Here is a 22,141-nt window from a genome sequence, read left to right as displayed (position 1 = left end):
TCAAATCTGCTTGTCAAGAAAATCGTCCTCATAGGGAAAACGCGACAGAAGCTCCGTCCCGGTCTCGGTGATCAGGATCTCGTCCTCCAGCTTGACGCCTTCGCGCCCGCCTTTCTCGCCGATGTAGCTCTCGACGCTCACCACCATGCCGGGCACGATGACACCGTCGCGGCCATAGGTCTCGTAATCCATGGCGTGCGCGATGAACGGCGTCTCGCCGTGCATGCCGACGCCGTGCATCACCGAGGTGTAGCGCTGGTCGACGAAGCGGTCTGGGATCTTCCAGGCCTTTTCGGCGATTTCGCGAAACGCCATGCCCGGCTTCACGATCGAGATGTTGTGCTGAACCTGGTCGTGCGCCATGCGGTAGAGCGACTTCTGATAGTCGGTCGGCCTGCCCGGCCCGCAGCGGAAGGTGCGCGAGAAGTCAGAATAATAGCCGTAGCAACCGATCGTATCGGTATCGAGCGCCAAAAGCTCGCCCGGCCTGATCTTGCGGCCGCTAGCCTCGTTGAACCACGGGTTGGTGCGCTGGCCAGAGGTGAGCAGCCGGGTTTCGATGAACTCGCCGCCTTGCCGGATCACCTCGTGGTACATGATGGCGAACAGGTCGTTTTCGGATACGCCGGGCTTGATCGCCTCGCGCACCGCCGAGACGGCGGCTTCCGCGCCGGCCATCGACACCTGCAGGCACTTTACTTCTTCGGGCGTCTTGACTGCCCGCACCGCCAGGATCTCGCCCTGGCAATCCCGGACCTCGCAGCCGCGCTTTTCCAGCGCCAGCGCTTGCAAATGGCCGCAGCGGTCGAGGCCGAGCTTCATCGAGCCGCCGCCATGCGTCTTGAGCAGCTCGGCGATCTCGTCGGCGAAGGGACCCGCGGTTTCGTCGTCGCGACCAGATACCGAGGACCAGACCAGCTTGGACGGACGCGCCTCGTCGATCGTGTCGAGCACCATCGAGACGTGGTAGCTCTGCGGATATTCGAACAGCACGATCGGCCCCGATGTCGGGATGAAGAAATAGCGGGTCGAGTTGCGCAGGAAATAGCCGAACATGTTGCGCGAGCCGGTGGCGTAGCGCTGGTTGTAGGGGTCGAACAAAACCACGCCGCCATAGCCGGCTTCGCGCATCCAGGCGCGCAGCTTGGCCAGCCGGCCTTTGCGCAGCGCATCCGCGTCGATGAAGGACGGCTCGGTATCCGACAGCCACATGCCGCCGGCCGGATCTGCTGCGGCCGGGTGGCGCATGCGATCCCTGAAGTCGACGTCCTCGGTGCTGTCGGGGTCAAAAACAACAATGCTCATGGGGTGCCTCCTGAAGCACGTCGCCCAAAAGTGCGCAGCGGTTTTGGGATAACGACATGCATAAAAACAAGCCCGGAAGATGAGCCAAGCATGTCAAGAAGTCTGTTCCGAATCCCGCAAATGTCGTGCCGGATACCGCTGGAAAGCGGTTCTGCAGCGATCCTTCGCGCCGGCATCGAAGGTTTTGCATCGCAACCACGCCGCGAAGCTAATGCCGCCTCATCAGCTTCGGCGCGTGGCCGTGCTCCTCGCGGAAGGCGCGGGCAAAGCTCGACATCGAGGCGAAGCCGCAGGCCAGCGCCACGTCGCGCACCATCAGCGTCGAATGCGCCAAGAGGTCGGCGGCGCGCTTCAGCCGCAGGCGCCGGTAGTAGCCGTTGGGCGAGATGCTGAGCTCGGAGCGAAAATTGCGTTCGAGCTTGTCGGAGGAGACGCCGAGTTTTTCCGCCAGTTCGGTCATGCCGAGCCGCTCCTCCACCGCATCCTCCATGATGGCGATGGCCGACAGCACCAGCTCGTTCTGCACGCCGGTGCGCAGCCTGAGCGGCATCAGCTTGCGGTCGACGCTCGAGCGCAGCGGGCTGTGCACGAACCACTCAGCGACGCCGGCCGCCAGCTCGGCGCCATAGTCGTTGGTGATTATCTCCAGCATCATGTCGAGGCTGCCGACGCCGCCGGCCGAGGTGAAACGCTTGCGGTCGATGACGTAGAGATCGCGCCTGAGCTCGATGTCCGGGAAAGCCTCGGTGAACGCCGCCTGGCTTGTCCAGTGCAGGGTACAGGCATGGCCGTCGAGCAGGCCGGCTCGCGCCAGGAAGAAGGCGGCATCCGCGACCGCGCCGATATGGGCGCCGTTGCGCAGGCTCTTGCGGATCCAGCTCACCGCGTCGCCGGCCACGATTTGGTCGGCATTGCCGCCCGAGCAGACGACGATGCGATCGACCTTCGGCGCCTCGTCCACCGAAAAGCCGGGCTGAATGACGACGCCATTCGAGGCCTCGACCGGACCCTTGCCAGCGCCGACGATCACCCAGCGGTAGCATCCTCTCTTCGCCAGCACGTTGGCCGCACGCAGCGGCTCAATCACCGAGCTGAACGCCATCATCGGAAAGCCGGGAAAGACCAGCACGGCAAAGGTGAGGGGGGCTTCGCTGGGTTTCGATGGATCATGCGGGTTCATGGCAGCGGTGCTCGTCGGCAATTTGCGCGAAGCACAATTCTCCCACACACCGTGTCAGGTCAACTGGCTCTCGGTGCTGATCAGCAAGGTTCATAGCGAAGGCAAAGACGTCGATGCGCGGATATCGAGCCCATGAGCGGTAATGCGCTACAGCCCCGAGATATCAGGCTTTCCCTGGACGACGAAAGTTTCGAGCATCGCCCAACAGTTGTCGCGCAGGTAGGTTTCGGTCCCGGCGAGCCTGTCGCGCCATTTCGGCAGAAGCCCATCATGCATCTGGGAGACCAGGGTCTGCTCATAATCCTGATGGAGGTCCCAGGCCGTTGTACCGGCGAGCCTCGGCGGATGCTGCCTTAGGAAGGCGGGGAAAGATAGGCTCGCATAGGCCTGTTCCGCCGCGTTGACGAGGTCCTTTACCAGTTCGGCCTGCGTCTCGACATCCTGGCGGTTGCCGGGGCGGCTGACGTGGCCGGCGACAAGCGTCTCGAAATCGTAGGCAAGAACCTTGCGATGCGCCCCGACAAAGCCCGGAATGTCGATGGCAACGCCGAGATTCTTATAGGGCATCCAGCCAGGATAGACGACGTCGATAAACATGAGGGTCCCTTGGCGAGGCGCGAAGATGAAGATGTTGTCGATCGAATGGTTGATGCCCTTATACGCTAGTTCGAGGCGCTGATTTCCCTGTTCGAGCGTGTAGGTCGTGTCGAAGGTTACGGTTGGGGCCGGACGTCGCGGGTCTTTCCGCGAAGCAAGCAGTTCGGCCGTCCGGGCGTGGGCGACGATCGTGACGTCCTTTGCGAACAGATGCGCGCCGGCAATATGGTCGACATGTTCGTGACTGTAGACCAGATGCGTCACCGGCTTGTCTGTGACTTCAGCGATGGCCTTGAAGTAGTTCTCCCCAAGCGTGGGTGGCGCATCGCAGGCAACCACCCCGGCCGACGAGACCATGAACATTGTGCTGTACGCACCGTCCGTAACCCAATAGAGCCCGTCGCCAATCTGCTGGACGAGGTAGCCCTTGCCGGGATCGACCAGAGGGCCCGTGCCGGACGCCGCGATGGTGCCGCCGGCCGCGAGCGCCGGATGAAGTCCGCAGCCGCAAAACCCGGCCTGCGCGACCGTCGCTGCGGCCACACATTGCAGGAAGTGGCGGCGGCCTCGATCAGCGCCGCCTTTGCTCGGTGCGCCGCGATCCGACAAGTCCTGAGCTTCGACTATTTCGGACATGCGGCTCCGCTCCTCATCCAGCTTTCGGCATCCTTCGTGAATTCCTCATAGGGGACGGGCGGGGTCGTTCGTGTCTTCCCGGTCCGGTCGACGCCTGGCGACCAGGCCCATCTGACGAGGGCCGATCTGAGATGATCGATGACCTGACCGCCATTGCGGTTTCCGTTGTGTTGTGGATCCTTCAGGTGTTCGCAAAGCTCATGTTGGGAAAGGCCGTCCCAACCCATGGTGAGGGGCGCGAGCTGCACTCGTCGTTGGCGCCGGGGACGCCGCTGGCTGCGTTGTTCGATCGTCCGTGACAGGTGGAACAGGGCAGGCCGGCCGCACCATCATCCGCGGGTCCACGCTTCACATGGAACATGTGTCGATGCCGGTCGTCGCCCTGGCGCGGAAAGTCCGTCAGGGTGTGGCAATTCTGACAGCGAGGGCTGGCCATGACGCGGGCAATCGTGTCGAAGGCGTCGGCCGAGGACGTACTGTCGCCCTTGGTTTGCGACCACAGTGGCGGCACGAAGGCCAGGGCTGCTATCACGCCGAGCGTCGCGCCGGCGAGTGCTCTCACCTGAAGCGGACGGCCAATCATCACGCACCGCGCACGGCGCGATGCACCGCGGCGCGGATGCGGGCATAGGTGCCGCAGCGGCACAGATTGGTGATTGCCGCATCGATGTCGTCATCGGTTGGATGCGGCTTGTCTTTAAGCAGCGCGGCGGCGGCCATGATCATGCCGGATTGACAATAGCCGCATTGTGGAACCTGTTCCGCAATCCAGGCCTGCTGCAAGGGATGCGAGCGGTCGTCCGAAAGCCCCTCAATCGTCGTGACCTGCTTGTCTTCCGCGTCGGCGAGCGAAAAGGAACAGGAGCGTACCGACTGGCCGTCGACGTGCACTGTACAGGCGCCGCAGGCAGCGATGCCGCAGCCGAATTTGGTGCCGGTCAGCCCGAGGTGGTCGCGCAACGCCCATAGCAGCGGCATGTCCGGATCGGCGTCGACCGTGACCGCGCTCCCATTGACAGAAAATCTCGTCATTGTATGGCTCCCGTCAGACCAACTGATAGCCGCTGCGCGAAATCGGCAGGGTCCGGATGCGCTCGCCAGTCGCGGCGAACACGGCATTGCAGAAAGCGGCCTGCGTCGGCACCGGACCAATCTCGCCGACACCGGTCGGCTTGCCGCCGCTCTCCACGAATTGTGTCGTGATGACAGGGGTTTCGGACAGGTGCAGCGGATCGAATTGATCGAAGTTCGTCTGCTCGATCTCACCGTCCGCGAAGGTGACCTCCGTGCGCAGTCCGGAAAGGCCCCAGACCACGCCGCCTTCGATGTTGGACGTGGCAATGCCCGGGTCGAGTGTCTGGCTGATATCGACGGCGCTCCAGACATGGTGACACTTGATGTCCTTGTCCTTGACGGAGATTTCGACGACTTGCGCGATATAGCCGCCGAACGCCTTGGCGAGCGCCAGGCCGCGGAACCGTCCAGCCGGCAGAGCATTCGACCAGCCGCACAAGGTGCCGACAGCTTTCAGCACCGCGACCGCACGATGGTCGGAAGCGGCAAGCTTCAGCCGATAGGAAAGCGGGTCGTCCTTGGCGCGGTGCGTCAATTCGTCGACAATACTTTCCAGGACAAAGTTGTTCGGCCCGTGGCCGGTTGTGCGCCAAACGGAAACGGCAAGCGGCGTGTCGACGCGATGCTGCTCGACCGCGTAGTTTTGAATGGCGTAAGGCGTCTTTGTCAGACCTTCGACCGCCATGCCATCATAGGCTGCCGGCGGCATTATCGGCCGCGCCCAGTCGCCCTCTGCCTTGATGGCGCCGCGCGGGAATATGTAGAGCATGTGGGAAGGCGAGACGACACGATGCGTCATCGCCACCGGCAGGCCGTCATTGCCGAGAAACGCCTTCACCGCATGAAGCATTGGCGGGCGGTAGGCGTCGTAGCGAAAATCTTCTTCCCGGCTCCAGATGACCTTGACAGGGCGGCCAGCGGCCTTTGCGACGATGATAGCGATCTTGGCGAAATCCGCGAGCAGCCGCCGGCCGAAGCCGCCACCAAGCAACGTCCTGTGAATAATGATCTGGTCGTCCGCGAGGCCCGTCACCTGCCTGGCGACGGCATGGGTGATCTCGACGCCCTGTGTCGGAATCCATAGCTCGCACCGGTCCTGCGTCACATGGGCCGTGCAGTTCATCGGCTCCATTGTCGCATGCGCCTGGGCGGGAATTTCGAAAGTGGCCTCCAGCACGTCGTTCGCAGCCGCAAGAGCGGCAGCGGCATCACCCGCCTTGACCATTGTGTCGAACGGGGCGGATTTCAGCAGCGCGACATATTCGGCCTTCTGGCCATCGGTTGAATATCCGGCGAGCGGACCCGGCGTGAATGAAAGCTTGGCCCGATCGAGAGCCTGCTTCGCCGTCCAGTAGTCATTGGCAACGACGGCGAGGCCGGATGGAATCTCGACGACCGCAAGCACGCCACGTTCGGCCTTGATCGCCGTTGCATCGAATGCCGCGAGCGATCCTCCTTGTGAAGGGGCCCGGCGGATGGTGGCCACCGCCATGCCAGGTACCTTCACATCGATGCCGAAGATGGCTGATCCATCGACCTTCGAGGGTATGTCGACGCGCGGCTGCGGCTTGCCGATCAGGTCTGAGCTGCTTGCCGGCTTGATCTGGGGTTCTTTCGGGACCTCGAGCCTCGCCGCGTCCGCGGCAACCGAGCCAAAGGTCAGCATCCGGCCTGTCGGATCGTGATGGATGCGGCCCTTGTCGACGCGAAGGCTGGCGGCCGCAACACTCAGACGCGCCGCGGCTGCCTCCACGAGCATCTCGCGCGCGGCCGCGCCGACGGTCCGCATGATCGGGAAGAAGGTCGAGATCGATTCGCTGTTGCCGGTGAACATCCACTGATATTGCGGATGCCGGTATGCGGGATCGAAATCGGACCATTCCAGCCTGACCCGCGACCAATCGGCGCCGAGCTCGTCCGCGAGCGCCAGGGGAAGGGTGGTTTGGATGCCCTGTCCCATTTCCGACTGGGACAGCACTATCGTCACTTGATCGTCCGGATCGATGCGCAGCCAGGCATTCAGAAATTTGTCCGGGGATACGGCCTGCGCTTTCATGGTCAAGTTCGCCGACAAGACCAGCGCGCCGGCCATGCCCAGGAACTGCCTTCGATCCAGTGATCCGGGCTTTGTCGCCAGTGGGGTGTGCATCATGTTCAGCAATTCCCTCCAAGCTCCACAGGCCATGCCACGACCAGCCTCTAGCCGTCGATCATAGGATGCGCCATTATTCGATCAACTGAAATCTCCAGATATGCGATATGAATGAATTTGATATCGTTGATCGCTGAAACAGTGATCGCGTGGCGAGGAGGAGATGCAGTTGATGCGCAAAGCCAATACCGATCAGCTGAAGCTGCGCCGGCTAGACTTCACCATGCTGGCAATCTTCCGCGATCTTGTACGACTGCAGAAAACCACGCGTGTCGCGGCAACGCTGGGCGTCAGCCAGTCCGCCGTCAGCCATGCGCTCGCGCGGCTGCGGGAGCTGTTCGACGATCCCCTGTTCATCAGGCGCCCGAACGGGCTGGAGCCGACCCCTCGCGCCTCACAGCTTCTTCCGCAGATTGAAATCATTCTTCGGCTTGCCCACGAGGCGCTCGACGTTCCCACGCATTTCGAACCTGAAACATCATCGCGCACCTTCAGGCTCGGGGGCAACGACCTGGTCGGCGCCGTGATTGCCCCTCCGCTGATAGGGATGCTGCGTGCCGAAGCACCTAGATGCCGGGTCGCGTTTCAATTCGCTGTCGGAGCCGAAAGCCTGAACGCCCTGCGCACGAACGAAATGGAGATGGCGATCGGGCGCGTCTGGGATTTGCCGGATGAGTTCCAGGCGATGCCGATCTTCGAGGAGGACTTTGTCGTCGTGGTCAGGAAAGACCATCCCGTTGCGCACGGCCCGATATCGCTCGACCACTACCTGGCATTCGATCACGTGCTTGTCTCATTCAGAGGCGGCTTTCATGGCATGGTCGATCAGGCTTTGAAAAAGCGCCGGCTCCGGCGGCGGGTCGTCGCGAGCGTTCCAATGTTCATGACCGCCATGGGCGTTGTCGCGAATAGCGATCTCTCGTCAACAGTTCCGGCCAGACTCGCCGCCAAATACGCCAATCAATTCGGGCTTGCGGTGCTTGAACCGCCGCTTGCCGTCGATCCGTTCACGTTCAGCCTCGTGCGGCATGTAAGATCGGCATCAGACATTGGCCTGGATTGGTTGTCGGCAAAGATAATCGAGTGCGCTGGCTCGCCGCAGACCGGCAGCACAATCAGGCAAGGCGAAGCGAATGGCGCTGACGGTGATAAAGCCGATCAATGACAGGCGCCGGCGAAAAATCAGTTGCTTGACATGCCCTCCCCGGGAATAGGTGACTGTCCATTTCGGAGAAAACGACACGATGTTTGCGACAAAGGCCATCGGCAATACCGACAAAGCGGCATTCCATCGCGAGTTGGCCATCCAGTTGAAGGCGCTGCTGGACGATGAGAGGGACTCGATCGCCAACGCCGCCAACACTGCCGCGCTGATCTTTGAGATGATGCCCGATCTCAACTGGGCCGGCTTCTATTTCCTGCAGTCCGACGACGAGCTGGTGCTCGGGCCCTTCCAAGGCAAGCCGGCCTGCGTGCGCATCGCGGTCGGAAAAGGTGTGTGCGGAACCGCGGTCGATTTGGGCATGTCGATGCTGGTCAAGGACGTGCACGATTTTCCCGGCCACATCGCCTGCGACGCCGATTCGCGCTCGGAGCTGGTCGTGCCGCTCAGGGACAATGACGGCGTCTTCGGTGTCCTCGACCTCGACAGTCCGCTGCCCGGCCGGTTCGACAAGGAGGACCAGGCCGGCGTCGAGCAGCTTGCCGCGATCTATGTCGCGGCGAGTTCGTGGGACGAATAGGCCACGACGACGGCTATCCATTTCCAGCGTCCGCCACTATACGCCTCGCCACGGCAAGGTTGGCGCCGGGGATGCGGCCCTGCCGCATTGCACAATTTCTCCGCTTGGACAAAATGCAGGCATGGTCCGAACCTCACTCGCCGTTCTGGTGATCGACGAAAACCGCATCCGCGCCGCAATCATCGAGGCGGGGCTGCGCGAGGCAGGCCATGAGCGGGTCACCGTCATCCATGACGTTGCCGGCATTGCGCGGCGGATCGCCGAGATCGAGCCCGACGTCATCGTCATCGATCTCGAAAACCCGAACCGCGACATGCTCGAAAACATGTTCCAGCTTTCGCGCGCGGTGAAGCGGCCGATCGCCATGTTCGTCGACCGCTCCGACCAGGCCTCGATCGAGGCGGCGGTCGATGCCGGCGTTTCGGCCTATGTCGTCGACGGCTTGCGGCAGGAGCGCGTCAAGCCGATCCTCGATATGGCGGTCAGCCGCTTCAACGCCTTTTCGCGCATGGCGCGTGAGCTTGAGGAAGCCCGCAGCGAGCTCGAGAGCCGCAAGGTCATCGACCGCGCCAAGGGCATCTTGATGAAGTCGCGTGGCCTGAGCGAAGAGGCGGCCTACACGCTGTTGCGCAAGACGGCGATGAACCAGAACCGCAAGATCAGCGATATTGCCCAGAGCCTGGTGACCGCCGCCGGGCTGCTGGGACCGGCGGAGGACGAATGAGCATGGGGCACCAGATCACCGCCGGCTTCATGCCGCTGTTCGACAGCGCCGTGCTGGTCGCGGCCGGCGAGATGGGGTTCGCCGCCCGCGAAGGCGTCGAACTGACGCTGCACCGTGAGACCTCCTGGGCCAACATCCGCGACCGTATCGCCATCGGCCATTTCCACCTCGCGCATATGCTCGGGCCGATGCCGCTCGCCTGCAATCTCGGGCTGACGCCGCTCGCCTCGGAGACGATCGTGCCGTTCTCGCTCGGGCTCGGCGGCAATTGCATCACCGTCTCCAACGCCATCTGGGCCGGCATGACGGCGCACGGTGCTGAGCCCGATCTCGATCCGGCGCGCGCCGGCGCGGCACTCGGCGCACTCATCGGCGAGCGGGCGGCCGCCGGCCGCGAGCCGTTGCGCTTCGCCGTCGTGCATCCGCATTCCGGGCACAATTACGAACTGCGCTACTGGCTCGCCGCCTGCGGCATCGATCCGTCGCGCCAGATCGAGATCGTCATCGTGCCGCCGCCGTTCATGGCCGATGCGCTGGCCGCGGGCCGCATCGACGGCTTTTGTGTCGGCGAACCGTGGAACAGCACCGCGGTCGCTGCCGGCACCGGCCGCATCGTCACCGTCAAGGCACGGCTGTGGAGGAACAGCCCGGAGAAGGTGATCGGCGTGCGCAAAGCCTGGGCAGAAGAGAATCCGGACGCATTGTCGGCGCTGCTGCGCGCCCTGCATCATTCGGCCCGCTGGTGTCAGGATCCGGCAAACCACGGCGAACTGGCCGCTGTGATGGCGCAGGCCGGGTTCCTTGAGCTGCCGTCCAAAATCCAGATGCCGATCCTGACCGGGCATCTCAAGCTCGGTGGCGGAGCGGAACTTGCCGTCGACGACTTCTTCCTGACCTTCGACAAGGCGGCGAACTTTCCGTGGAAGAGCCATGCGCTGTGGTTCTACACACAGATGGTGCGCTGGGGGCATGTGGCGCACTCGCCTGAGAATCTGGCCATCGCCCGCGACTGCTACCGCCCTGACCTCTACCGCTCGGCGCTGAAGCCGCTTGGCGTGGCGCTTCCCGGCGCCAATTCGAAGGTCGAGGGCGCGCTCGCCAAGGCGACTGCGGTCGGCGCGACGGGCGCCGGCCTGATGCTCGGCCCCGATGGTTTCTTCGACGGCCAGATCTTCGACCCAGACAAGATCGACGCCTATATTGCGGGCCAGAAGGCGGGGTGATCAGTCCCGGATCACGGGCCTGATCATTCTTGCGTCATTCTTGTGCGTTGCACAAAAATTATGCGCATTGCATAGGCGGCTGACCAATCTTTGACCTCACCGGCCCGCGGCCGGATAAGCCAACGATTGGAACGCACCATTGATTTCATTGGTGATTTCTCTGCCTTCCGAAACTGGCACGGTTCCTGCTTTGAAATAACCAGGCCCTTCTTGGGTCACGGAACAGGCGTCCAATGGCGGGCGCCACAGGCAAAGCTGCCGCTCAGGTCACCACGCGATCCCGCTCACCCGGACGCGAAGACCTGGCCGGCGGCTTTTTTGTTTTGGTTGAAACACGCAGTCGATGGCGCAGATCCCAAGCCGCGCCCAACCGGAGATGACGATGACGAAACGCATCAAGACGCAAGCCTCCCCCGAAGGCATCACCCGCCGTAATTTCCTGATGGCGAGCGCAGCCGCTGCCGCAACGCTCGCAGCAGCCCGCGCGCTGCTGCCGTCCGGCGCCCATGCCGCGGCGGCCGCTCCCGAAGTGACCGGCGCCAAGCTCGGCTTCATCGCGCTGACCGATGCGGCGCCGCTGATGATCGCCAAGGAGAAGGGCCTGTTCGAGAAATTCGGGATGCCCGATGTCGAGGTGCTCAAGCAGGCCTCCTGGGGCGCGACGCGTGACAATCTGGTGCTCGGCGGCGAAGCCAACGGCATCGACGGCGCTCATATACTGACGCCGATGCCTTACCTCATGCATACCGGCAAGGTGACGCAGAACAACCAGCCGCTGCCGATGGCGATCGTGGCGCGGCTGAACTACGACTGCCAGGGCATTTCCGTCGCTCAGGAATATGCCGCCACCGGTGTCGGCCTCGATGCCTCCAAGCTGAAGGAGGCCTTCGCCGCCAAGAAGGCCGCGGGCAACGAGGTTAAGGCCGCCATGACCTTCCCGGGCGGCACGCACGACCTCTGGCTGCGCTACTGGCTGGCCGCCGGCGGCATCGATCCCGACAAGGACGTCTCGACCATCGTCGTGCCGCCGCCGCAGATGGTGGCCAACATGAAGGTCGGCAACATGGACGTGTTCTGCGTCGGCGAGCCGTGGAACGAGCAGCTCGTCCACCAGGGCGTCGGCTTCACCGCTGCCACGACCGGCGAGTTGTGGAAGGGTCATCCGGAAAAGGCACTTGGCCTGCGCGCCGCCTTCATCGAGAAATACCCGAACGCCACCAAGGCGATCCTGATGGCCGTCATGGAAGCCCAGCAATGGTGCGACGCCAAGGAGAACAAGGACGAAATGGCCGCCATCATCGGCAAGCGGCAGTGGATGAACGTGCCTGTCGCCGACATCATCGGCCGCCTCAAGGGCGACATCAACTACGGCAACGGCCGCGTCGCGACCGGCACCGACCTCTACATGAAGTTCTGGAAGGACGGCGTGTCCTATCCGTTCAAGAGCCACGACGCGTGGTTCCTGGCCGAAAACATCCGTTGGGGCAAATTCGCCGCGACCACCGACATCAAGGCGCTGGTCGATCAGGTCAACCGCGAGGATCTGTGGCGCGAGGCGGCGAAGGACCTCGGCGTCGCCGCGGCCGACATTCCGACATCCCCGTCGCGCGGCGTTGAGACCTTCTTCGACGGCAAGACCTTCGATCCGGCCAATCCGTCCGCCTATCTCGACAGCCTTAAGATCAAGGCATCGGCCTGACCGGCGCAAGCGGCGTCCCGGCGCCGCTTGTCGCCGAAGCGCAACGGCGCATTCGCGCCGTTGTCGCCCGAAAGACCGCCCAAGGAGCTTTTTGCGATAATGTCCATCCAAGCCATCAAGGACAGCAAGGTGAAGGCGTTCCCCGCGCCTGCCAAGCCGGCCGAAATCGTCGCCTTCACCGCCAGGACGCGGCGCCGCTTCGACCCAGCCTCCATCGCCAGCAAGCTGGCCAGCGCGCTGGTGCCGCCGGTTGTCGTCATCGCCATCATGCTGGTCGTCTGGCAGATCGCCTGCTCGTCGCCCAATGCCAGCCTGCCGCCACCGGGTCAGGTGTGGAATGAGGCTTACGACCTGATCGCGCACCCGTTCTTCGACAATGGTCCGCAGGATATCGGGCTGGCCTGGCGAGTGCTGATCTCGTTGCAGCGCGTCGCCATCGGCTTCGGTCTGGCGGCAGTCGTCGGCGTCGCGCTCGGCGCGCTGGTCGGCCAGTCGGTATGGGCGATGCGCGGGCTGGACCCGGTGTTCCAGATCCTGCGCACGGTGCCGCCGCTGGCCTGGCTGCCGCTGTCGCTCGCCGCGTTCCGCGATTCCAGCCCGTCGGCGATCTTCGTCATCTTCATCACCTCGATCTGGCCGGTGATCATCAACACCGCCGTCGGCGTTCGCAACATCCCCGAGGACTACCGCAACGTCGCCCGCATCCTCAGGCTCAATCAGTTCGAGTTCTTCGTGAAGATCATGGTGCCGGCTGCTGCGCCCTACATCTTTACCGGTCTCAGGATCGGCATCGGCCTGTCCTGGCTCGCCATCGTCGCCGCCGAAATGCTGACCGGCGGCGTCGGCATCGGCTTCTTCATCTGGGACGCATGGAACTCGTCGCGGCTGCCCGACATCATCGTCGCGCTCGCTTATATCGGCGTCACCGGTTTTTGCCTCGACCGCCTGGTCGCGGCGGTCGGCGCGTTCGTCACCCGCGGCACAACGGCAAAGTGAGGAGAGGGGCGATGATGGCCTATCTGAAACTCGACCATATCGACAAATCCTTCGCCCGCGGCGGCCAGGTCAGCGAGGTGCTGAAGGACATCCGGCTGACCATCGACAAGGGCGAATTCGTCTCCATCATCGGCCATTCCGGTTGCGGCAAGTCGACCTTGCTCAATCTGATCGCCGGGTTGACCAAGGTCTCCGCCGGCGCCGTGTTGCTCGAAGACAAGGAGGTCGACAGCCCCGGTCCGGAACGCGCCGTGGTGTTCCAGAACCACAGCCTGCTGCCGTGGCTGACTGTCTATGAAAACATCAAGCTGGCGGTGTCGAAGGTCTTCGGCCGTACGAAAAGCAAAGCCGAGCGGCATGACTGGATCATGCGCAATCTCGACCTCGTGCAGATGGCGCATGCCAGGGACAAGCGTCCGGCCGAGATATCGGGCGGCATGAAGCAGCGCGTCGGCATCGCCCGGGCGCTGGCCATGGAGCCGAAGATCCTGCTGCTCGACGAGCCGTTCGGCGCGCTCGACGCGCTGACGCGCGCCCATCTGCAGGACGCGGTGATGGACATCCATTCCAGGCTCGGCTCGACGACGATCATGATCACCCACGACGTCGACGAGGCGGTGCTGTTGTCCGACCGCATCGTCATGATGACCAACGGCCCGGCGGCGACCATCGGCGAGGTGCTTGCCGTGCCGCTGGACCGGCCGCGCCGGCGCATAGAGCTCGCCTCCGATCGGACCTTCCTGCGTTGCCGCGAGGCGGTGCTGAAGTTCCTCTACGAACGCCACCGCTTCGTCGAAGCCGCGGAGTAACAGCAGCATGACCGAAAAACTCGTCATAATCGGCAACGGCATGGCCCCCGGGCGGATGCTGGAGTACCTGCTGGAGCAGGCGCCGGGCCGCTATCAGGTCACCATCTTCAACGCCGAGCCGCGGGTCAATTACGACCGCATCATGCTGTCGCCGGTGCTGTCAGGCGAAAAGGCCTATGAGGAAATCATCATCCACGGCGACGGCTGGTACATCGCCAACGGCATTACTCTCTACAAGGGCCACAAGATCGTCGCCATCGACCGGGCTGTGAAGACCGTCACCTCCGATCATGGCGTCACCGAGCCTTACGACAAGCTGGTCATCGCCACCGGCTCGGTGCCGTTCATCATCCCGGTGCCGGGCCATGATCTGCCCGGCGTGCTCACCTATCGCGACCTCGACGACGTCCAGGCCATGCTGCTTGCCGCCCAGTCGCGGGCCAAGGCAGTGGTCATCGGCGGCGGCCTGCTCGGGCTGGAGGCCGCTGCAGGATTGAATTCGCAAGGGATGGACGTCACCGTGCTGCATGTCATGCCGACGCTGATGGAGCGCCAGCTCGATCCCGCCGCCGGCTATCTCCTGCAGCGCGCCGTCGAGCAGCGCGGCATCAAGGTCATCACCAGGGCCAACACCCAGGCGATTACAGGCAATGGCAAGGTCGAACGGGTGGAACTCGCCGACGGGACCGTCATTCCGGCGACGCTGGTCGTCATGGCTGTCGGCATCAGGCCGAATGCGGCGCTGGCGAGAGAAGCCGGCATCGCCGTTAATCGCGGCATCGTCGTCGACGCCGGCATGCGCAGCAACGATCCGGACATCTACGCGCTCGGCGAGTGCGCCGAGGTCAACGGCCAGGTCTACGGGCTGGTCGCTCCGCTTTACGAAATGGCGCGTGTCGCCGCCAGCCAACTGGACGGCAACGAGGCGGCGGCCTTCGTCCATATGGACACGCCGACGAAGCTCAAGGTTACCGGCATCGACCTGTTCTCGCTCGGCGACTTCGCTGAGGGCGAGGACCGCCAGGAGATCGTGCTGCGCGACGCGGCTGCCGGCGTCTACAAGCGCCTGGTGCTCAAGGACGACCGCATCATCGGCACCGTGCTCTACGGCGAGACGGCGGACGGCGCCTGGTTCAACGACCTCAAGAAGAAGCAGACCGACATATCCGAGATGCGCGATACGCTCATTTTCGGCCAGTCCTACCAGGGGGGTGCCCCGCTGGACCCTATGGCGGCCGTTGCAGCCTTGCCGGATGATGCGGAAATCTGCGGCTGCAACGGCGTTTGCAAGGGAAAGATCACTGGTGCGATCACGGCCAAGGGTCTGACGTCGCTGGACGATGTGCGCGCCCACACCAAGGCCTCGGCCTCCTGCGGCTCCTGCACCGGGCTGGTCGAGAAGCTGATGGTGCTGACCATCGGCGTCAAATACAACCCGGCGGCGGTGCAGCCGATGTGTGGCTGCACGACGCTCGGCCATGACGAGGTCCGCCGGCTTATCAAGGCCAAGCGCCTGAAGACCATTCCGGCCGTCATGCAGGAGCTGGAATGGAAGACCTCCTGCGGCTGCGCCAAATGCCGGCCGGCACTCAACTACTATCTGGTCTGCGACTGGCCGGACGAATACGCCGACGACTACCAGTCGCGCTTCATCAACGAGCGTGTCCACGCCAACATCCAGAAGGATGGCACCTATTCGGTGGTGCCGCGCATGTGGGGCGGCGTCACCAATGCCGCGGAACTGCGCGCCATCGCCGATGTCGTCGACAAGTTCGAGATCCCGATGGTCAAGGTCACCGGCGGCCAGCGCATCGACATGCTTGGCATCCGCAAGGAAGACCTGCCGGCGGTATGGGCCGATCTCGGCCAAGCCGGCTTCGTCTCCGGCCATGCCTATGCCAAAGGCTTACGCACCGTGAAGACCTGCGTCGGTTCCGACTGGTGCCGCTTCGGCACGCAGGATTCGACGGGCCTGGGTATCCGCATCGAAAAGTTCATGTGGGGGTCGTGGACCCCGGCCAAGGTCAAGATGGCGGTGTCGGGCTGTCCGAGGAACTGCGCCGAGGCGACCTGCAAGGATGTCGGTGTGATCTGCGTCGATAGCGGCTACGAGATCCACTTTGCCGGCGCCGCCGGCCTCGACATCAAGGGCACCGAGGTGCTCGGCCTGGTCAAAACCGAGGATGAGGCGCTGGAGCACATCGTGGCGCTGACGCAGATGTATCGCGAGCAGGCGCGCTATCTCGAGCGCATCTATAAATGGGCCAAGCGCGTCGGCATCGCCGAGATCAAGCGGCAGATCATGGACGATGGCGAGAAGCGCAAGGCCTATTTCGACCGCTTCGTGTTTTCGCAGAAATTCGCCCAGGTCGACCCGTGGTCGGAGCGCGTGTCCGGCAAGGACAAGCACGAATTCCGGCCGATGGCGTCGGTCGGATTTGCACAGGCGGCGGAGTGATGGAGGTGTTTTCGCCATCCGCCCCCCTCCCAGAGGGGCGCCTATCGGCCGTACCGACCTTCTACAGGAGCTTCGGCATATGAACTGGATCGCCATCGGCACCATCTCGGACATTCCGCGCCGCGGTGCGCGCTGCGTCGCCACGCCCCAGGGCAAGATCGCCGTGTTCCGCACGGCAGAGGACCAGGTCTTCGCCATTGACGACCATTGTCCGCACAAGGGCGGGCCGCTCAGCCAGGGGATCGTGCATGGCGCGGCGGTGACCTGTCCTTTGCACAACTGGGTGATCTCGCTGGAGACCGGCAAGGCGCAAGGCGCCGATGAGGGTGCGGTGCGCACCATCCCGGTGCGGGTCGAAGGCGAGCGGCTTTTCATCGCGCTCGAAGCGCTGGCCAGCCGCGCGGCCTGAAACATGGAGATCGAAGAAGCGCGCGAGGTGAGGACCACCTGCCCCTATTGCGGGGTGGGTTGCGGCGTGCTGGCGAAGGTCGCCGCGGACGGTGAAGTGACCGTTCGCGGCGACCCCGACCACCCGGCGAATTTCGGCCGGCTCTGCTCCAAGGGTTCGGCGCTGGCCGAGACCATCGACCTCGATGGCAGGCTGCTCCATCCCGAAATCGGCGGCCGCCGCGCCGGCTGGGACGAGGCGCTCGGCCTCGTCGCCTCGACCTTCTCGCGCACCGTCGCCGGGCACGGCCCGGACGCGGTTGCCTTCTATGTCTCCGGCCAGTTGCTGACCGAGGATTATTATGTCGCCAACAAGCTGATGAAGGGCTTCATCGGCTCGGCCAATATCGACACCAACTCGCGCCTGTGCATGGCCTCGTCGGTCGCTGGCCACCGCCGCGCCTTCGGTTCCGATACCGTGCCGGGCAGCTACGAGGATCTGGAGCTTGCCGACCTCATCGTGCTGGTCGGCTCCAATCTCGCCTGGTGTCACCCAGTGCTTTACCAGCGCATTGCCGCGGCCCGGGAAAAACGGCCCGAGATGAAGATCGTGCTGGTCGATCCACGCCGCACGATGACCGCCGATATCGCCGACATGCATCTGGCCATCGCGCCCGACGGTGATGTCGCGTTGTTCACCGGCCTGCTCGCTTATCTCGGCCAGCATAACGCGCTGGACCGCGCCTATATCGCGGCGCACACGACCGGCTTTGGGCAGGCCCTTTTCGCCGCCTCTAAGCTTGACCTTGCCGGCATCGCCGCGGCCACGGGCCTGGGTGAGGACGAGCTTTCCCGCTTCTATAGCCTGTTTGCCGCAACCGCGAAGACCGTGACCGTCTACAGCCAGGGCGTGAACCAGTCGTCCTCGGGCACCGACAAGGTCAACGCCATCATCAACTGCCATCTTGCCACCGGCCGCATCGGCAAGCCCGGCGCAGGGCCGTTTTCGGTGACCGGCCAGCCCAACGCCATGGGCGGCCGCGAGGTCGGCGGCATGGCAAACATGCTCGCCGCCCATATGGAGATCGAAAACCCCGAGCATCGTCAGCGTGTGCAGCGCTTCTGGAGCGCGCCGGCCATCGCCGAAAAACCCGGCCTGAAGGCAGTCGAGATGTTCGAGGCCGTTGCCGATGGCCGCATCAAGGCGCTGTGGATCATGGCCACCAACCCGGTCGATTCGATGCCGGATGCCGATGCCGTCGAGGCGGCGATCAAGGCCTGCCCCTTCGTCGTGGTGTCGGACGTGCTAGCCGAGACCGATACGGTCCGTCATGCCGATGTCCGGCTGCCTGCGGCCGCATGGGGCGAGAAGGACGGCACCGTCACCAATTCGGAGCGCCGCATCTCGCGCCAGCGCGCGTTTCTGCCGCCGCCCGGCGAAGCCAGGCCGGACTGGTGGATTGTTGCCGAGGTCGGCAAGCGCATGGGTTTTGCCGAGGCATTTTCGCATGAGTCGCCGTCGGAGATCTTCGTCGAGCACGCCGCGCTGTCGGCTTTCGAGAACGACGGCGCTCGAGATTTCGACATCGGCGCCTATGCCGGTGTCGACGGGGAGGGCTATGCGGCGCTGGCTCCGTTCCAATGGCCGGCGCCGAGCCCAGGCACCCCCCTCTGGCCTGCCGGCCATCTCCCCCTCAAGGGGGGAGATCAGTCGTCACGACCGCCTTCGCCAGTTGTCAACGTCGCAGAACAAGCGCCGTCAGCGGAACTGCCAATCTCCCTTGAGGGGGAGATGGCCGGCAGGCCAGAGGGGGGTGTTCAGGCTGGACGTCCGCCAGAGGGGGATGCTCAAGCTGGACGTCAGCCAGAGAAGGGGGCTCCGGCTGGACATGCCCCAACCACCACCCGTTTCTTCGCCAACGGCAACTTCTACACTCCCGACCGCAAGGCGCGCTTCATTGCCATCCGCCCCGCAACCGACACCCGCACCAGCCCGGCCTATCCGCTGATCCTCAACACCGGGCGCATCCGCGACCACTGGCACACCATGACACGGACGGGAAAGAGCCCGCGCCTGTCCCAGCACATCGCCGAGCCATTCGTCGAGATCCACCCGGCGGATGCGCAGCGCTACGGCATCGGCGATGCCGACATCGTGCGCGTCTCCAGCCTACGCGGCGAGGTGCTGGTCCGCGCGCTGGTCACCGCGCGCCAGCGCCAGGGCAGCGTCTTTGCGCCGATGCACTGGACCGATCAGTTTGCCGCCAGGGGCCGGCTCGATGCGCTGACGGCGCCGCTGACCGACCCGATCTCGGGCCAGCCGGCGCTGAAGCATGTCGCGGTTCGCGTCGAGAAATTTGCGGCGAAAGCCTTCGGCTTTGCGGTGGTGCGCCAGCGTCCGGCGCCGGCTGCAGCAGCCTATTGGGCCGTGGCCAGGTGCCGGGGCGGCTGGCGCGTCGAGCTTGCCTTTGCCGATGCCGACATCGACTGGGCGAGTTTCGCAAGATCATTGTTCGGCACGCCGCCGGACGCCGACATGCTCGCTTATCACGATCGCGACGCCGGCCAGCATCGCATCGCCGCCTTTGCCGACGACCGCTTGTCGGGGGCGCTGTTCGTCGCACCCGGCCCGGTCGCCGTATCGCGCAGCTGGGCGGCGGAGCAGCTTGACGGAACCCACGCCGGCCAGCGCGAGCGCTTCCGCATCGTCGCCGGCCGGGCGGGCGCCGAGCGGCCCGATGCCGGCGCCACAGTCTGCTCCTGCTTCAGCGTCGGCGCCAACCAGATCGCGGCGGCGGTAGCGGCCGGCTGCACGACCGTCGAGGCAATCGGCAGCGCGCTGAAAGCCGGCACCAATTGCGGCTCCTGCCGCGCCGAGATCCGGGCAATCATCCAGGCGGGCAGGGTGCAGGCGGCGGAGTGAATACGCTGCCCAATCGGTAAGAGCGGGGCGGCAGCGAGCATCCCGCTACCGGTTGACCAGCCACAGAATAAGCGAGAGCACGATGCTGATCAGAATCCCGGTGGCAATCGGAGCATAAAACGTGAAGTTCTCACGCTCGATCACGATGTCGCCAGGCAATCTGCCGAGACCGATCCGCGACAACCACGGCCACAATAAGCCTATGGCAACTATGATGAGACCAACGATGATCAGGGTTCTCGACATGGCAGCATCCTGCCGGAAATATAGCGGCGAACGCGACTTTGGCCATTCCTAGTCTCCGGTTGGCCCCGGCACATGCACGACCCTCGACCCGCCGCAAACGGCGGCAGCTGCAGCAATGCTTGTAGAGCCAAGTCATCGACGGGGCATCCGGCTTGGCTGGGGAACCTGGATTCGAACCAGGACTAACGGAGTCAGAGTGCGGCATTGCCGCCTTCCCGCAACTGCCTAACATGCCAGTTTAATTATGTTTTCTGGAATTACGATTCCCGTCAATTCCAGTTAATGCCTTTCATTCCTTGCAGAAATCCTATTCTGGGCCTATTCAAAATCAGTTAACGGCGACTCCGTTATTCCTGAAGAAAGGCCACCAAGAAAATGCCAAGAATGACTGAGCCACGCGCCATGAAAGTGACGCTACCGAAGAAGGGCGAAAGGCCGAATATCGAACGCTGCTCCGAGGTGCGCGGCTTTGGCGTCATTGCCTATGAAAGCGGCAGGCGCTCCTATTTCGTCGAGCCGAGCCGGACGCCGCGCCGAGTCCTCGGCATAGTCGGCATCCTTCATTTCGAGGGACCCGCCGATGATCCCGGCGCACTCAATATGGCCAAGGCCGCGCTTGCCGCTGCCCGCCTCGGCAAGAATACCGACGAGGCCATCGGGCGGAAGAAATCGCCCAAGGACAAAGTGACGCTCAACGACGCATGGGCCAAGTATGAGGAGCTCGGCTATCCAAAAGTGCGCGGCGATGGCAACAAGCGGCCCTCGACGTTAGCCAGCGATAGCGACCGCTGGAAGCGCTATGTCGAAAAGACTATCGGCAAGCGGCGCATTGGCGATATTTCCGAGGCCACCGTCCAGAACTGGCTCGACACGATCACCAAGCGTGGCCAGCGCGATCATTGCCTTGTGTTGGTCAAATCGATCCTCTCGTTTGCCGACCAACGCAAAATCGCCGAGCCGCAGAGGATCAAGCTCAAGCCGGGCAAGACGAAAAAGATGCAGAATTTCTATGCGCCCGAGGACCTGATCGCGCTCGACCAAGCAGCCGCCGATCTTGCCGCCGAGCAGCCGAGCCGCCTTGCCGTCTTCTCGGCCTTGCGGTTGATCTTGCGGACAGGGGCGAGGGCGGGGGAAATCTTCTCCCTCCGCTGGCAGGATGCCGATCTGCGCAACGCCAAGCTGATCCTCGAAAGGGATAAGACCTCGGATGATGGCCGCGACGTTTATCTCGACGAAGAGGCCGTCAAAATCCTCCAAGGCCTGCCGCGCATCAATAAATGGGTTTTCCCCTCCGAGTCCAAGCGCGGCCATCTGACCACGGTGCAGGGGGCATGGGAGGAGGTCGTCGCCAAGGCCGGCGTGCGTCGCTTTCGCATTCACGATTTGCGGCATTCATTCGCCAGCGCCGCAATCAACAACGGCGTTTCGCTTTATGTCGTCGGCAAGCTGCTCGGTCATAGGCAGGCGACGACGACACAGCGCTATGCGCATCTCGAAGATGAGGCAGCGAGGGCCGCCTTGGGCAAAGTTTCGAGCGTCCTCTCGCCAAAGGCGAGCCTCAAGGATGAAATGAATGAAAGCGCTGCTTAGCAAGAAGGCGGTAAATTCCAGTGAAATGGCCATTTAGTTAAGTTTAACTTAGCATGCTGCACTTTTATTGATGGTCAGTTCATTTTATTCTTGCGATGAGCCGCGTTAAGCTAGAATATTGCCGCTGAGATCCTTTCAGTCAGCGGAGAACCCCGATGTCCAAGCTGGTGCAAGTCTCCAACCATGCGGAGCCGCAGGAGCGATTTTCAACCGTCGACGACCTTGCCACGCGCTGGCATTGCTCGTCGAAGACGATCCTTGCCAATCGCAAGCGATGGGGACTGAAAATGTTCAGGTTCGGCAAGACGCTGCTCGCGAGTGAGGCGGCTGTGCGTGAGGCCGAGGAGCGCCGGCAGAACCTTATCGCAACCGGATAGCAGAGAAGCCGCCACGCTTGGCA

The 22,141-nt window shown here is 63.5% G+C and carries 20 protein-coding genes; 13 read left to right on the top strand and 7 right to left on the bottom strand.

Translation table 11 applies throughout. The features are described from left to right. Together EN859_RS12690 and EN859_RS12685 are read right to left on the bottom strand one after the other, a co-directional pair. Positions 1 to 1,305: a Xaa-Pro peptidase family protein gene (locus tag EN859_RS12690; RefSeq protein ID WP_127854438.1), complete on the bottom strand. Its 1,305-nt coding sequence runs from the start codon at positions 1,303 to 1,305 to the stop codon at positions 1 to 3. A 208-nt stretch (positions 1,306 to 1,513) separates the two neighbouring features. Continuing rightward, positions 1,514 to 2,485: a GlxA family transcriptional regulator gene (locus EN859_RS12685; RefSeq protein WP_127854437.1), complete on the bottom strand. Its 972-nt coding sequence runs from the start codon at positions 2,483 to 2,485 to the stop codon at positions 1,514 to 1,516. On the opposite strand from EN859_RS12685, the gene EN859_RS38095 reads away from it, so the two are divergent. Further along, on the top strand, positions 2,484 to 2,621 hold the full coding sequence (locus tag EN859_RS38095) for a hypothetical protein (RefSeq protein ID WP_189501911.1): 138 nt from the start codon (positions 2,484 to 2,486) through the stop codon (positions 2,619 to 2,621). The genes EN859_RS12685 and EN859_RS38095 overlap by 2 nt on opposite strands. Before the next feature lie 11 nt (positions 2,622 to 2,632). Here the strand turns inward: EN859_RS38095 and EN859_RS12680 are convergent, their stop codons facing one another. The 4 genes from EN859_RS12680 to EN859_RS12665 all read right to left on the bottom strand — a co-directional run bounded on the left by EN859_RS12680 (position 2,633) and on the right by EN859_RS12665 (position 6,944). Continuing rightward, positions 2,633 to 3,718: an MBL fold metallo-hydrolase gene (locus EN859_RS12680; RefSeq protein ID WP_127854436.1), complete on the bottom strand. Its 1,086-nt coding sequence runs from the start codon at positions 3,716 to 3,718 to the stop codon at positions 2,633 to 2,635. A gap of 181 nt (positions 3,719 to 3,899) precedes the next feature. Beyond that, positions 3,900 to 4,301 carry a hypothetical protein gene (locus tag EN859_RS12675; protein ID WP_127854435.1) on the bottom strand — a complete coding sequence of 134 codons (402 nt, stop codon included), beginning with the start codon at positions 4,299 to 4,301 and terminating at the stop codon, positions 3,900 to 3,902. Beyond that, positions 4,301 to 4,750 (bottom strand): (2Fe-2S)-binding protein, encoded by a 450-nt coding sequence (locus EN859_RS12670; protein ID WP_127854434.1) that lies wholly within the window; start codon positions 4,748 to 4,750, stop codon positions 4,301 to 4,303. Before EN859_RS12670 ends, EN859_RS12675 begins: the two co-directional genes overlap by 1 nt. 13 nt (positions 4,751 to 4,763) lie before the next feature. Further along, positions 4,764 to 6,944, bottom strand: coding sequence for a molybdopterin cofactor-binding domain-containing protein (locus tag EN859_RS12665; protein WP_189501908.1), 2,181 nt, complete (start codon positions 6,942 to 6,944; stop codon positions 4,764 to 4,766). 172 nt (positions 6,945 to 7,116) lie between these two features. Between EN859_RS12665 and EN859_RS12660 the strand changes: the two genes are divergently transcribed. The 10 genes from EN859_RS12660 (at position 7,117) to EN859_RS12615 (ending at position 19,905) form a co-directional block, all read left to right on the top strand. Then, positions 7,117 to 8,109 (top strand): LysR family transcriptional regulator, encoded by a 993-nt coding sequence (locus EN859_RS12660; protein ID WP_189501906.1) that lies wholly within the window; start codon positions 7,117 to 7,119, stop codon positions 8,107 to 8,109. 79 nt (positions 8,110 to 8,188) lie between these two features. After that, the gene (locus EN859_RS12655; RefSeq protein ID WP_127854431.1) at positions 8,189 to 8,686 is read left to right on the top strand and encodes a GAF domain-containing protein; all 498 of its coding nucleotides are present in this window, start codon (positions 8,189 to 8,191) and stop codon (positions 8,684 to 8,686) included. A 121-nt stretch (positions 8,687 to 8,807) separates the two neighbouring features. Beyond that, positions 8,808 to 9,410 carry an ANTAR domain-containing response regulator gene (locus EN859_RS12650; protein ID WP_057144767.1) on the top strand — a complete coding sequence of 201 codons (603 nt, stop codon included), beginning with the start codon at positions 8,808 to 8,810 and terminating at the stop codon, positions 9,408 to 9,410. Continuing rightward, positions 9,407 to 10,633 carry a CmpA/NrtA family ABC transporter substrate-binding protein gene (locus EN859_RS12645; protein ID WP_127854430.1) on the top strand — a complete coding sequence of 409 codons (1,227 nt, stop codon included), beginning with the start codon at positions 9,407 to 9,409 and terminating at the stop codon, positions 10,631 to 10,633. Before EN859_RS12650 ends, EN859_RS12645 begins: the two co-directional genes overlap by 4 nt. 382 nt (positions 10,634 to 11,015) lie before the next feature. Then, a complete protein-coding gene (locus tag EN859_RS12640) occupies positions 11,016 to 12,332 on the top strand; it encodes a CmpA/NrtA family ABC transporter substrate-binding protein (RefSeq protein ID WP_127854429.1) in 1,317 nt (438 codons plus the stop codon). Positions 12,333 to 12,431: 99 nt separating this feature from the next. After that, positions 12,432 to 13,328: a nitrate ABC transporter permease gene (gene ntrB, locus EN859_RS12635; protein WP_127854428.1), complete on the top strand. Its 897-nt coding sequence runs from the start codon at positions 12,432 to 12,434 to the stop codon at positions 13,326 to 13,328. A gap of 11 nt (positions 13,329 to 13,339) precedes the next feature. Then, entirely contained in the window at positions 13,340 to 14,137 is a 798-nt protein-coding gene (locus EN859_RS12630) for an ABC transporter ATP-binding protein (RefSeq protein ID WP_127854427.1), read from the top strand. 7 nt (positions 14,138 to 14,144) lie between these two features. Continuing rightward, positions 14,145 to 16,595: a nitrite reductase large subunit NirB gene (gene nirB, locus EN859_RS12625; RefSeq protein WP_127854426.1), complete on the top strand. Its 2,451-nt coding sequence runs from the start codon at positions 14,145 to 14,147 to the stop codon at positions 16,593 to 16,595. Positions 16,596 to 16,674: 79 nt separating this feature from the next. Next, a complete protein-coding gene (gene nirD / locus EN859_RS12620; protein ID WP_127854425.1) occupies positions 16,675 to 17,004 on the top strand; it encodes a nitrite reductase small subunit NirD in 330 nt (109 codons plus the stop codon). Between the two features lie 3 nt (positions 17,005 to 17,007). After that, on the top strand, positions 17,008 to 19,905 hold the full coding sequence (locus EN859_RS12615; protein WP_127854424.1) for a nitrate reductase: 2,898 nt from the start codon (positions 17,008 to 17,010) through the stop codon (positions 19,903 to 19,905). Positions 19,906 to 19,950: 45 nt separating this feature from the next. On the opposite strand, the gene EN859_RS12610 is transcribed toward EN859_RS12615, so the two are convergent. Then, positions 19,951 to 20,151, bottom strand: coding sequence for a DUF2905 domain-containing protein (locus EN859_RS12610; RefSeq protein WP_127854423.1), 201 nt, complete (start codon positions 20,149 to 20,151; stop codon positions 19,951 to 19,953). Between the two features lie 384 nt (positions 20,152 to 20,535). Here EN859_RS12610 and EN859_RS12605 point away from each other — a divergent pair, with 384 nt between their 5' ends. Both EN859_RS12605 and EN859_RS12600 read left to right on the top strand, forming a co-directional pair. Next, positions 20,536 to 21,741 (top strand): site-specific integrase, encoded by a 1,206-nt coding sequence (locus EN859_RS12605; RefSeq protein WP_189501904.1) that lies wholly within the window; start codon positions 20,536 to 20,538, stop codon positions 21,739 to 21,741. 155 nt (positions 21,742 to 21,896) lie between these two features. Then, positions 21,897 to 22,118, top strand: a complete 222-nt coding sequence (locus EN859_RS12600) for a hypothetical protein (protein WP_127854421.1) — start codon at positions 21,897 to 21,899, stop codon at positions 22,116 to 22,118. Positions 22,119 to 22,141 lie beyond the last annotated feature (23 nt).

This window comes from Mesorhizobium sp. M00.F.Ca.ET.216.01.1.1 (assembly GCF_004010325.2).
Classification (GTDB): Bacteria; Pseudomonadota; Alphaproteobacteria; order Rhizobiales; family Rhizobiaceae; genus Mesorhizobium.
This window is presented reverse-complemented; position numbering and strand designations above follow the sequence as displayed.